Genomic DNA, 13,391 nt, shown 5'->3' on the forward strand with positions numbered 1-13,391 from the left:
ATAGGAGTCTAAAACTTCCAAGTCTTTTCTTCATTTTTCTAGATGCATATTACCTCCATTTAATTCTTAAGTCATACATAAATCACTCCTCTAAGTAAGAGTTTAAGATAAATGTCTTATCTCAAAATCCTACAACCAACACTAACCTTCCATATTAAGTATAATTAAAGAAAAAAATTCCACAATTGAGAAAAAATTCCACAATTGAGAAAAAAATAAAACGTTCAAAATTTACATAAATATAAATTTTGAACGTTTATGTAAAACATAATACATTCTATTGGGATAAATTTAATTTATATGTTGTTAAAAAATATTTTAAATAGAGTATTTCGAATTCATAAAAGTAAAAAAGATCGAGAAATTTTATTTTTTATAGATATGGCGGGTCAATGTACGAATTGTTGCCGTATCCCTTAGACTAATAAAGGAGTTTTATCAAAAAAACAAAAAATCCGATTCTAAATCGTATTGGAAATAAAAGTAAGACTATGACCTATTTTTACACGTATCTCGGCTGTACCCCATGCCCATCAACTTAAGAAATTTCACTACCCCCAAGTACATAAAAACGTTATTCTTTCTTAACAAGCTAGATAAGAAAGAATAACGTTTTTTATGAATCTCTCGATTCAAGATGAATTACAACCATTTGCGGAAGAATTAAAGCGATACATCACACCTGTATTTTTAGTAAAACTGGCAAGAAAAATTGGATTTATAAAATGAAAACGTAAGTTTTCCGGCTCAGATTTAGCTACCATTTACATCTGAATTAGTCAACAAGTCGCTAGCCCTTTTTATTAAAACTCAATAAATGAAATAAAAAGTTACAATATTATGACTTTTTAAAATAATAATTAATCTTCAGTCTATGATTTTCGCATTAAATTTTATATTTTCACTACGTTTATTAAGAAAATTATTAAAAATTACACTTTTAAATAAGCATAATAACTATCAAAGGCGGAATTTTTCATTGAATTGCTAAATGTTTTGTCAATCGTTACTATTAAGACTATATCCTAATGAGATTAGAGTATACTTCTTCTACTTTCAAGACTATAGGCATGCATTTGACAAGAAAATATTTCTGGATTTTCGTACCAAAAGAACCTAAAGAATAAGGGGATTTACTTATGAGAGCGGGGGATTTTATGACAAAGAAACAAAAGAAAATATTATCTATGACATTAGCTACAGGTGTATTTGCTGGAACCTACATTCCAACTGCTTATACGGCATTTGCGGAAAATGAACAAAAAGAAAATCAATCAAAAAACATTAGTCAAAATAACCTTCAAATAGAGCCATATGGTTGGTTTGAGAATCCTTATAAGGGAGTAACTTTTTCACAATTCATAGATGCATTTAATAATAATCAGTGGAAACCTTTATTAGTCAATATTAAGAACAAAGGAGATGCTGGTGCGGGTACTATTTCTTTTCTAAAAGGCATGCTGACAACCGGAATATCATTATTACCACCACCAGCTAGTCTTTTAGGAAGTATGTGGAGTGTGTTTATGCCTACTAATGATGCTAACGGAACGGATATGTGGAGGCAATTAGAAACATACATTGATGAAAAAATAGATAGTAAAATAAATGATTACCATAAATATCTTATGGGTGCTGAATTTAATGGAGCTATGTCAGCAATACAAGAGTATCAACGGGTTCTCCAAATATATAATGACAGTAAAAACAGTTTAAAAAGAGTAGAAGAACCTGGCACACCAGTGATTGAAGCTGTCCGAGCAGCAGATAGGAAGTTGAAAGAGTTTATTGCTGTTATTCAAACACCTGAAAAGTCAACGGATTCTGTATATCAACAAATAACAGCTCCAATCTTTGTACAAGCTGCAAATGCCCATCTCTTATTACAGAGAGATATGATCTTATATGGTGAAGAATGGGGAATGGATAAAAATCAATGGCAAGGATATAAGGATAATCAGAAAAAACTTATTCAAGATTATACGAACTATGCTATGAAAGTATATAATGAAGGATTGGAAAAAAGGAAAAAAGAAGCTGAAGAGATTAACACGCAACAACCAAATAGAAATACTGACAGATGGAATCATATTAATGATTATGTAAGAGAATATACATTAAGTGTTTTAGACTTTGTAGCTTTGTTTCCAGCAACAAATCCCGAGACATATTCTAAAGGGGCAATGCAAGAAAATTCTAGGCAAATTTATTCTTCTATTAAAGGCGCCGTCATTCCCCAAGGAGGAACAGGGGAAGGAACAACATGGGAAAACATACAAAAAACCCTAGATTCTCAAGAATATAAAGGGGATCTGCACAAGCTTGATATACGATCTTATGATCGTATTGATGCTATTCAGCCATGGTATTCTGATAAACTGAATGGCGGTTCCAATTGGACTACTCCTGGATGGACTGGAAATACAACTGGAGGTACTTTAAAACCTCCTCTAATAAACTCTCTTGATAATCCAATTACTAGAGTTAAGGCGCAATCAAGCCGTACTCCTAACTATATTGATTTTAAATTCGATAGTGGGGGAGATAATCCTTCCTTTGGTACATATCGTTCAGCTGTAGGTTACAAGGAGGATGTTTTTGAATATCCAAATCAGAAACTTTCTCAAATTCATGCATTTAACAGAAGTACCTATCCAGGATTTGAAGGTATTGATGCAGTAGTCTTTGGGTTTGTCGACAAGAACCTTAATCAGTCGTCCACTTATCTAATGACAAATATGATAACAACAATCCCAGCTGCGAAGTATAACCGTGGCATGAGCAATTTTCAACCTCAAGTAGAATCTATACACGCTAAACAAAAAGCAATGAAAACTAGTACTACCAATTCTTATTTAGCATATAACGTTGAAGTTTCTAAAGAACAGGAATATAAGATTAGATATAAAGTTGCAGTTAACGAGAATTCTAAAATTAGTCTTTCACATAGAAAACCTGGTGGTAACTATGCAAAACTAGCTGACACTACCATTCCTATTACAGGAAATGCAGCGGATACTGTTAAAGGAGAATATGGTTCTTACAAAATTGTAGAAGGCCCTACTATTAAGTTAACAAAAGGTGCACATGATTTGAAATTGGAAAATTCACAAGGTAAATTCTCCTTAGATCAAATTGAATTAGAACCAGTGGAACAAGATCAAGTGATAGTACAGGATAACTTTGACAATCAACGGTTAAATTGGATCAACCTAGGCGGCATTGTAAATGGAGGTATTACAGGGAACGCTGGTATGATTGGTACAAATGGAGATACTTGGACTTATATTCAAGATAAAGTACTACCTTTCTCTAAATATACCTTAAGTATAAAAGTAAAATTAGATTCCAACGATGGAAATGAGAGACAAAAGGTTACGGTATTCACAGATAATTTGAAACATGAGCGAATAACTAAAACAGTCGAGCTTAAGGGGAAAGCAGGCTATCAAGAAATACAACTAGATTTTATTACAAGTAGGGATTTAGCAAACACTCATGTTGGGATTCTAACATCAAATGGAACATCTAATGTATTATTTGATGATGTCCAAGTTATAGGTGCAAAAAAAAGCTAAACTATTAAGGGCTCTGATGTAAAAACTTTGAAACATAAAAAAATGGTTTATCAAACTTGGAGATGCTGATAGGGGTCACCATACATGCCCATCAACTTAAAAAATTTCACTGTCCCCAAGTGCAAAAAAAGGCTCTGGTGCAAAGGTATTGAAATATTAAAAGAGGATGAAGGATCCGCTATTTATAGCGAATCCTTCTGTTTTTGTGCAAATAATGACGAATCAAACGTTTGTTTAAACATTACGGCATGGATGTACCCTGTTTGATATGCGTGATAACAACCTCTACCTATCAAGGGGATCCCCTTAACAGGTATTACGTCTCCGCCAAATTTTGCAAGACACGGCGTATGGACGCTAAAGTATCAAATTTGCTTCTTATATAAATAGGAAGAAACTTAATTTTATCCTTTCTCATCCTCATTCGCTTTTCGCCATATGTTTTGTTTTTTCGTGCGCTTCGTACTCTTTTACTAGTTTGTAAAAAGAAGAACGCTTTATATCATATTTTCTCATCGCTCCGACCGCCGTAATCTCGCCAGATTGCCATGCCTCATATGCTTCAATGAATTGCTCCGTAATTTGTACAGGTGGTCTTCCTAAAGGTTTTCCTTGCTTCTTTGCTAATGCAATCCCTTCTGCTTGTCGTTGTTTGATATCATTCCTTTCTTTTTCTGCAAAGGCAGAAAGAATGGTAAGAGTTGCTTTTTGTACAGCCTGTTGAATGACATCATTTGTACTTTCGCCATTATAATTTACATTAATAAATGGTTCCTTAATAAACTGGAGATTAATACGTTGTGTTTCAAAATAACGAAATTCTTCAAGTACATCATTCATACTACGTCCCAGCCTCGTTAAAGAATCAAAAACAATTGTATCCCCTGTTCTAGCTAATCGTTTTAACATTTGATAATTTTCTCTCTTCATATTTTTCCCAGACTGCTTATCAATAAAAATATCCCGATCTTCTATCCCAAAACATTTCATATTTTCAATTTGACGTTCTTCATTTTGGTCTTTACTGGACACCCTGACATACCCAAACTTTTTATATTGCAATTCTTTCACCTCGAACACAATTATAGCTTATTTGTATCTGTAAAGGTATATAAAAAAATAAAGACATCTGTAAAGTAAAAATACAACCTTTATGGATAAGGTTTTCCCTATGTTTCTATGTATCTGTAAAAGTGTACCTTTACGGATAAAAAAGAACAGACTATTGAAATAATCTGCCCATAGATAAAAGATGAAATGAAAGTCACTCAAATTCATAGTATAATGAATTTCTAGATAATAAAAAGGATCAACATAAAAAAAGAACGGTTCTATTGGCATAGTCCGTCCTTTGAGAAGGAAATAATGAAAGTTATTCTTCTTTATTATACCTGTAAATACTGAAAATTAAATCTTATTTACATTGAGAAAATATTCATCCTACAAAGGAAGGTTATTTTTATGAATAAAGGTGATGCAATTTTAAGGTTGTTATCAGAAATCAAGTTGGAACTTAAAGAAGTAAAAGAACAGATGGAGAAAATGCAAACAAAGTTAGATACATTAGAACAACAAAATCAGGTGAAGAACAAAATAGAGCGAAAGAAGCCAAAAACAAAACCTGATAAACAAGATAAGCGAGATTGGAAATACCCAGCTAAGCTGAAATGAAAATTGTACAGAAAAAGTGAGGTGATAGGTACATGAATAGAAAAGAATTTGAGGATACCTTACAAAATTTTTCTTTCTTTTTAGCTAGTCGTGGAAGAAAAGCATCCACAATTAAACGATATGTCTATGATATTGAGGACTTTGGAAGATGGCTGCAAACCTCGAATCGTTTTCAAGAAAAGAACTTATGGAACAAGATAGATAAAGATGATTTTAAAGCCTATTTTCAGGAACTCATATACAAACGAAAGTATGGAGAGAAAACCATTCATCGCATTGCAGTCGTGTTAAAGAAATTGTATCAGTTCTTGGATATTCCAAGTCCTATTGTAGAAATGCAGGGAATCACTCCACCGAATCGGGCCCTACGCAAGGAGGACTTTATTACGAAGGAAGAAGAGAAAAAGCTGAAAAACATTCTTTCTTCTTCTGAAGGATTATCAGAAGAACAACTTTCCGTTCGACCGCTTCTCATAGATCGAAATGTATCCATCCTATCACTTCTTTTGGATTATGGGCTCACACTACAAGAACTCGTATCGTTACAGATGCAACAGGTGCACTTTGGAAAGAACATGATTACTGTTCTACATAACAAAGGGACAGAGAGAAGGATTATGTTAAAGGAAGAGGATAAAATACGTTTATTTACGTACTATAAAACGATACCTGAACCAGTTCGTTCTAGATATCACAGTACAGATCCGTTATTGGTTGCATTTGATTTTAAACGAGGGACATTTCGTTGGGTGTATGACAATGATGCTCCGAAAGCACTAACAGCCATTGCTGTACAAAAGATGATTCGATTAGAAGTAGCCAGAGCGCAACTGAGAAAAGGAATTTCAGCACAGCACTTACGGAACACCTATATTCTACGCTGTCTAGAAAGAAATATGTCTACAGAGGAAGTCATAAAAAGAACAGGATTCCTTTCTCATCTATCAGTAAAGCGTTATGTAGAATATGCAAATCAATATTCACATGGAAAATAATTTGAAAAGAATCAATTTTTATGACATACTAAAATAATATAAGTTTATCTTTAAAAATGTAACAATTGAATCTCTTGTGATGGAGAAATAATATTCGTCATATATTGAAAATCCCAGTATTTTCAATATATTGTTTTTATATGGGAACCTGTTGAAAACAGAATCGTAGAACATTAAGCATACGAAAAGCTCCCTGATTTGTATAACAAGTCAGGGAGCGAAAGGTAGTACAGTATATCGGTTACGCTAATTATAACATAACTGGATTTATTCGGTCTATGCTTTCTGAATATACGATTTATTTTTCAATATTAGTTCTTCAGGTTCAGATGGCCCTAAAGAATCATCTAACCTTGTTAAAAAGTGTACGGTACACTTTACTTGTCTAAAATATGGCGTATTTCCGACAGTTCCATATTCGTAAACTTCGCAATATCTTCGATATCCATGCCATTTTTATGCATGCCTCGGATAAGTTGGATTTTCCCTTTTTCTATACCCTCTTGAAGCCCTTCTTCTTTCCCTACTTGTTTTCCTTTTTCCATACCTTCTTCTATACCAACCTCACGTGCATGTGCTAATTTAGCTTGTTCATCAAATAACACTTTTTCCCTTGCTTCATATGCGAGACGGAAAGAGCTACTCTGACTCATATTTTCCCATTTGTGGATTGCCTTCTGTAACATTGGATCTTGTTTCATGGCTATATCCTCCAACGTGTGGGTTAAATGTTCATCTTCATGCGCTGGTAGTAAAAGTAACCAACGAGCGAATTCATTTTCCCACGGATTAATTTTTTCTTCTTTCCATTGCTGTAGCAATTTCGGAATTTCAATAAAATGGATTTCTAAATCTTCGAGTAACACTTCCTTGTGTTGTTGACTCCAAAATTGTCCGACTGTATGCATATCATCATATTGAGGAAAGAGATCAAAATCTAATAGATTAATCGCAATCGTTTTCCGTAAAGAACGATAGGGCATTCCTTGCTCTAATTGAGATGTATACAGTTTACTCCAATAATACAGGGAACGTTTTACTATCTCTTGTGTATTTCGTAACTGAATTTCCACATTTACCTTGGTCTCATCTTGAAGTGTAGCTAATATATCTAGTATGGATAATTTATCTTCTTCGTATTCTTTATGTAAATGTGGGTCTTCAATTTTTAAGGATACAATCGGTGTAGATAAGGATTCATGCAAGATTGCATTTAAAAAAGAAATCAGTAATTCCTCTTGTCCTTGTACACCAAATAATTGCTTAAAAGCAAAATCGACTCGTAAATTTACTAAAGGTTGATTCATAGAGTGAGTCACCTTTCTTTGTGTTTATTCTATCTCTATTGTAGCGGATACGGAAGAGAGGACGCAACCCTTGAATATTGCTTGTTTGTGATTGTTAGTTATTAACCTTACGGCACATGAAATTATATGTATTGCCACTTAAACAGGCATATAGCCCTGCATAATCAGCTTGTTTTTTCTTGGTTACGTTAAACGCCTTTATTACCTTATTTTTAGCGTTTAAGGGTCACGGCAACGATTCCTTCTTTTTGGGGCCACTCATAAAAACAGATCAAATATCATTTTGAATTTGATCTGTTTTTTTATTTACAGAAGATGTCTTCCGTAAACTTATTGGGTTTATTATAATAGATATTGTTTACGGAACACTTTTCAAATTGGTATTAAATTAAGTTTACGGAACACTTTTAAAGAGAGGGAACTACTAATGGATTTTAAGATTTGGTTGAAAAATGAAGGAAAACGAGAACAAACCATTCAAGTATATGCTCGTTCAGTCCGTCAATTTATGGAATGGTTACACATATCACATGGACAAAATTGGAATCCAGATGAAATAAGTGCAAAAGTTATTCATGAATGGATTCATTATATGCAAACCATTGAAAAAGTGGCGAAACCTACAATAAATAAACGAATTGCCTCATTAAAAGTATATTGGTCGTATCTTATTGAACAAAAGATTGCAATATATGATCCTACAAAGAAAATAAAGATAAAACGTATTTCTAGGTTAGAAGATACCCCTCGTTGGTTGAATGAAATTGAACAAGTAAAATTACTTAACTTGATCCGACGAGAAACAAATGAACGGAAACGAAAACGAAATATGGCCATGGTTCGTTTAATGTTACAAGCAGGTCTTAGAATTGGTGAAGTTGCAAATCTAGATTTAGAGGATTATAGAAAAATTGGTAGTGTAGGTACTATTACAATTCGTGAAGGTAAAGGTGGTAAGCTTGATGTAGTAAAGGCTGTAAAAGATATTTGTCGTGCCCTTGATGAGTGGATGGAAGTTCGAGGACAATCTATTGATAGCACAGCCCTTTTTCTTTCCACTCATCAGAAAAAAGTTACCAGACAAGCTATTCACAAACAAGTAAAGCCACTTTTAGAACAAGTTTCACCAAAAGGTGGGCTAACTACACACAGTCTTAGACATACATATTGCAAAAACCTTTTAGAAGTGAGTGGTGGTGACCTTGTGTTAGTTGCACAAATGGCCAGACATGAATCAATTGAAACCACTCGCCGGTATGTTACTCCATCTGTAGAAGAACAATGGAGTATATTACAAAAACTTAGTGAAGAAAGATAAATATCCTGTAAAGGTTGTACATGATATGTGGAGCCAAATATATTTTTAAAACTAGAAAATTATCATAGAAAGGAGATCCATTATGCTTACTGTTCAAGAAACAGCTTACCCAAGATTAAAGAGTAACCCTACACCTAAAGAACTAGATAAGCTATTTGCACCCACACTAAAAGAATTGGATTGGACGGCAACACATTCTCGTAACTCTTTTTCTCATTTGAACTTTTTAATTATGCTAAAAACCTTCCAATGTTTAAACTATTTTGTTCCTATTGCAGAGGTTCCACTTGTTATTATTAAGCACATCGCTAAAACAGCTAACATTACTCTTACAGGCGATGAAAAATGGGATTCCTATCATCGGACAGGCACTGGGAAACGTCAAATTACTATGATTCGTAATTATAGAAAGGTAAAAATATTTGATAACCAAGCTCGCCAGATTATGACACGGGCAATGGAAAGTGCAGTGTTAGAGAAAGATGCAAAAAGTGATATTGTAAATGTTGCAATCGATGAATTAGTTAAACATAGTTATGAATTACCTGCATTTCAGACATTAGTAAAGTCGGTCAATCATATTCATAGTATAGCTTATCGAAGTTTATACAAACAGGTTACGGATTCATTGGACAATGAAGAAAAAGAAAAAATAGATGCGTTATTTCAACAGGTGGATGGAGCTACTTATTCTGATTGGTACGGGATCAAAAAGGATCCAGGACGTCCTACGCTAGAACAAATCAGGATATGGATTGAACGAAAAAATTGGATGAGCAACCGCCAAGTAGGGGCTACGTTTTTTCGAAACCTACATATTCCTCCTGCAAAAGTAGAACGATTAGCAGCTGAGGCAAAAACATTAGATGCAGCTCGTATGAAAGAACTTGAGCCGCATAAGCGATATACATTAGCCATTTCCTTATTACATGTTCAATACGCTCAAACAATTGATGATATTGGAACAATGTATATCAAACGGATTGCCAAAGCAGAAAATAAAGCGGAAAGAGCCCTTCATATTTTAAAAGAAAAACGAGAAAAACAAACAGATAAACTCATTACTACATTACGTGATACCATCACTACTTATCAATTAGACAATTCTTCAGAAACACGATTACGTTTATTAGAAACATTAATTGGAGGGAATCGTGGACAACAAATTTTAGAGAATTGTGAGGATTACTTAGCTTATACTGGTAACAATTACTTTTCTTTTATGTGGAAATATTTAAAAAGTAATCGTTCTGAACTGATTAAGATGCTTGAATCACTGCAATTTAAATCGACTACACAAAATAAGGGATTAGAACAAGCCATTTCTTTCGTATTAAAAAATAAACAGAAAAAATCCGAGTGGATTTCCACTATCTATACGAGGAAAAATGGGGGAAATAAAAATGAATGGGAAACAGTTCCTCTTGTTGATTTAACATGGATTCCTGAAGGTTGGTGGCGTTGGATTAGTTCCAATCGTAGAAGAAATGTATATCCAGACAAAATTAATCGACGTCACTTTGAAGCCTGTGTATTTTACCAAGTTAGAAATGAATTAAAATCTGGTGATTTATGTATTGAGAGTAGTGAACAATATGCTGATTATCGAGAACAATTAATATCTTGGGATGAATATAAACAAAATTTACATACATTTTGTGAACAAGCAGGCCTTCCAACAACAGCTAAGGAATTTAAAACACAGGTATATGATCAGTTGGAATCACTTGCAAAAAAAGTAGATAATTCTTTTCCAAAAAATAAAGCTGTTACGATTCGGAATGGAGAACCCTATATAACAAAATTAAAAAAGAAAAAAATGTCACCCTTACTAAAAGCGGTTCGAAAACGCATTGAAGAAAAAATGGTACCTATTAATGTTCTAGATTTATTGAGCGATACAAATTACTGGTTAAATTGGACACGTTTTTTTAGTCCGATTTCTGGTTATGATAGCAAAATAGCTAAACCAGCAGAACGGTACTTAACAACTGTTTTTTGTTATGGATGCAATTTAGGACCTACCCAAGCAGCTCGTTCACTTGGCACAGTGGATCGTAGGCAAATCGCTTGGATTAATGAACGTCATGTTACGGAAGAAAATATTCAGAAGGCCATTGAAGGGTTGATTAATGCTTATAATAAGTTTAAACTTCCGAAATATTGGGGAACGGGAAACAGCGCGGCAGCTGATGGAACAAAGTGGGATCTATATGAACAAAATTTATTATCTGAAAATCATATACGTTACGGCGGCTATGGTGGGATTGGCTATTACCATGTCTCAGATAATTATATCGCCTTATTCAGCCATTTCATTCCTTGTGGTGTTTGGGAAGGTGTTTATATTTTAGATATTCTCATGAAAAATCAATCTGATATTCAACCGAATACCCTACATTCTGACACGCAAGGTCAAAATGCACCTATATTTGGATTGTCCTATTTATTAGGTATCCAGCTTATGCCTCGAATTCGAAATTGGAAAAATTTAAAATTATTACGACCACACCAATCTTCCAATTATCAGCATATAAATGAACTATTTACAACATCGGTAAATTGGAACGTGATTGAAGAGCATTATGAGGATATGTTACGTGTCGTGATGTCAATTAAGGCCGGACGGATTCATCCGTCTACCATTCTTAATAAACTCAGTGCATATAGCAAGAAAAATAAATTATATCAATCATTCCGCGAATTAGGCTGTGCAATTCGTACATTATTTTTATTAAAATATTTATCTGATGAAGAGTTACGAAGTACAATTCAAGCGGCTACAAATAAAAGTGAATCTTTTAACGGGTTTACAAAATGGTTATTCTTTGGAGGAGATGGAATTATTGCAGAAAACCATCGGGAAAGACAACGGAAAACAATAAAATATAATCATCTCATTGCAAATTGTGTGATCTTCTACAATGTTTTTCAGCTTACCCGTATTTTACATGAATACATTCAGGAAGGAAATGAATTAGACGAAGAAGTGCTTTCGGATTTGAGCCCATATCTTACGTTTCATATCAATCGATTCGGCAAATATAGATTAGATGATAATCGCCAACCACCTGACATTCAATTTGACATGGCCATTTCACCTAAACGATTACAAGTTGCAAATTAGACTAAAATAGTCGCAACCTTTTTATGAAAAGGACTGCGACTATTTTTAAGTGGCCCCAAAAAGAAGGAATCGTTGCCGTGCCCCTTTAACGTTTTTTACATAATAATGCATTCTCTTGCTCGTCTTCTTTCTTTAAAAATCAATCTGAGCAGTTTTTTAAATTTTTTTCACAGAAAAATAGTCGTTCTATCTGTTTTTCAGAACATCATGCATACTTAGTGACCTATCTGGATTAGAGATGAATCACCAAATGAGACGAACAATAGTTCTCCGCTCGGTTTTTCAACTCTTCATACGTGTATAACTTTTGCTTATCAAATAATTTCGGATGTTTCTTTCTATAATATCCAAATAATTCTTCTCCATTTTTCCGTATACGATACCGACGCGTTTGTCTGATTGTACCTGGTATTTCTTCAGGTGCAAACTGTCCCAGTATTTGTAATGCTTGTGAAGAAGGGATTTCTTCCCCTGTTACATAGGCATGAATAAAGATAAGTTCTTTTATTGTTATATAATTGTAATGTGAATTTCCGCTCATAGAAAAATACCCCTCCTCGGTCATTATTTTTATCCGCACATGACTAGACAAATAAACGAAGCTATCTGTTTAGCCTAGCAGTATCTTCAGCGTTTGTTTCACTTTTTCATCGTCCACTCGATAAAATACTTCTAATCCTTTTCGCTCACATGCTACGACTTTATGTAATTTTAACTTGCCAAGATATTGTGAAACAGTGGGTTGTGGTATGGTGAGATACCGTTGTAATTCAGAAACATTTAATGAATTTTTTTTTATTATTTGAAGTACAATTTGGAGACGGACAGGGTGTGCTAAGGCCCTTACTACTTCTGCAACACGTTCTACTTCCTTTGGATCCGTGTAAAAGGCATTTTTCATCCTTTTTCCTCTCCCATTCCCTTTATACAGAGTATTCCCTCTATATAATACATTTTTCTGTTATAGAATTTACATCTCACAAACTATCTTGCACCATTTCATTTACACCTTTATACTGAAACAAGTATACATAACAATAAGAGGTGTCTTATGAACAAATCAGAATTAATCAAACAAGTTGCAATACAATCCGAACTAACAAAACCACAAGCGAGTCTTGCAGTAGATGCCGTATTAGAGTCCATTCAACATGCACTACAAAATGGGGAACATATACAGCTACTTGGCTTCGGCACATTTGAAGTAAGAGAACGTGCTGCTCGTGAAGGACGCAATCCACATACTGGTGAAGCTCTTACGATCCCTGCGGGAAAAACACCTGCCTTTAAAGCGGGGAAAGCATTAAAAGAAGCTGTAAAAGCTAAATAATATTTCTTTAACAGTAGCATGAATCCTTAATGAATTCATGCTACTGTTTTATTTTAGAATCGAAT

General features: G+C 34.0%; 10 protein-coding genes and 1 pseudogene. 7 read left to right on the plus strand and 4 right to left on the minus strand.

What is annotated here, in order from left to right; translation table 11 throughout:
* Window positions 1–618: 618 nt before the first annotated feature.
* Window positions 619–771: pseudogene (locus tag MHH27_RS31020) on the plus strand (IS4 family transposase); the annotation flags it as partial.
* 386 nt (window positions 772–1,157) lie between these two features.
* Window positions 1,158–3,578 carry an insecticidal delta-endotoxin Cry8Ea1 family protein gene (locus tag MHH27_RS31025; protein ID WP_340945765.1) on the plus strand — a complete coding sequence of 807 codons (2,421 nt, stop codon included), beginning with the start codon at window positions 1,158–1,160 and terminating at the stop codon, window positions 3,576–3,578.
* Between the two features lie 420 nt (window positions 3,579–3,998).
* On the opposite strand, the gene MHH27_RS31030 is transcribed toward MHH27_RS31025, so the two are convergent.
* Window positions 3,999–4,640 (minus strand): recombinase family protein, encoded by a 642-nt coding sequence (locus MHH27_RS31030; RefSeq protein WP_340945788.1) that lies wholly within the window; start codon window positions 4,638–4,640, stop codon window positions 3,999–4,001.
* Window positions 4,641–5,039: 399 nt separating this feature from the next.
* On the opposite strand from MHH27_RS31030, the gene MHH27_RS31035 reads away from it, so the two are divergent.
* Together MHH27_RS31035 and MHH27_RS31040 are read left to right on the plus strand one after the other, a co-directional pair.
* Window positions 5,040–5,249 carry a hypothetical protein gene (locus MHH27_RS31035; RefSeq protein WP_088081389.1) on the plus strand — a complete coding sequence of 70 codons (210 nt, stop codon included), beginning with the start codon at window positions 5,040–5,042 and terminating at the stop codon, window positions 5,247–5,249.
* Window positions 5,250–5,281: 32 nt separating this feature from the next.
* Window positions 5,282–6,244 (plus strand): tyrosine-type recombinase/integrase, encoded by a 963-nt coding sequence (locus tag MHH27_RS31040; RefSeq protein ID WP_340945771.1) that lies wholly within the window; start codon window positions 5,282–5,284, stop codon window positions 6,242–6,244.
* A 377-nt stretch (window positions 6,245–6,621) separates the two neighbouring features.
* On the opposite strand, the gene MHH27_RS31045 is transcribed toward MHH27_RS31040, so the two are convergent.
* A complete protein-coding gene (locus MHH27_RS31045; protein ID WP_340945775.1) occupies window positions 6,622–7,551 on the minus strand; it encodes an Rpn family recombination-promoting nuclease/putative transposase in 930 nt (309 codons plus the stop codon).
* 427 nt (window positions 7,552–7,978) lie between these two features.
* Between MHH27_RS31045 and MHH27_RS31050 the strand changes: the two genes are divergently transcribed.
* The gene (locus MHH27_RS31050; RefSeq protein ID WP_242266548.1) at window positions 7,979–8,869 is read left to right on the plus strand and encodes a tyrosine-type recombinase/integrase; all 891 of its coding nucleotides are present in this window, start codon (window positions 7,979–7,981) and stop codon (window positions 8,867–8,869) included.
* A gap of 82 nt (window positions 8,870–8,951) precedes the next feature.
* Complete coding sequence (locus MHH27_RS31055) at window positions 8,952–11,996, plus strand: Tn3 family transposase (protein ID WP_340945780.1); 3,045 nt, start codon at window positions 8,952–8,954, stop codon at window positions 11,994–11,996.
* 232 nt (window positions 11,997–12,228) lie between these two features.
* Here the strand turns inward: MHH27_RS31055 and MHH27_RS31060 are convergent, their stop codons facing one another.
* Both MHH27_RS31060 and MHH27_RS31065 read right to left on the minus strand, forming a co-directional pair.
* Window positions 12,229–12,537, minus strand: coding sequence for a hypothetical protein (locus tag MHH27_RS31060; RefSeq protein WP_340945782.1), 309 nt, complete (start codon window positions 12,535–12,537; stop codon window positions 12,229–12,231).
* A 69-nt stretch (window positions 12,538–12,606) separates the two neighbouring features.
* Complete coding sequence (locus MHH27_RS31065; protein WP_340945399.1) at window positions 12,607–12,897, minus strand: ArsR/SmtB family transcription factor; 291 nt, start codon at window positions 12,895–12,897, stop codon at window positions 12,607–12,609.
* A 150-nt stretch (window positions 12,898–13,047) separates the two neighbouring features.
* Between MHH27_RS31065 and MHH27_RS31070 the strand changes: the two genes are divergently transcribed.
* Window positions 13,048–13,326 (plus strand): HU family DNA-binding protein, encoded by a 279-nt coding sequence (locus MHH27_RS31070; RefSeq protein ID WP_340945397.1) that lies wholly within the window; start codon window positions 13,048–13,050, stop codon window positions 13,324–13,326.
* Window positions 13,327–13,391: the final 65 nt, after the last annotated feature.

The organism is Bacillus sp. FSL L8-0152 (genome assembly GCF_038006365.1).
GTDB classification, from domain to species: Bacteria; Bacillota; Bacilli; order Bacillales; family Bacillaceae_G; genus Bacillus_A; species Bacillus_A cereus.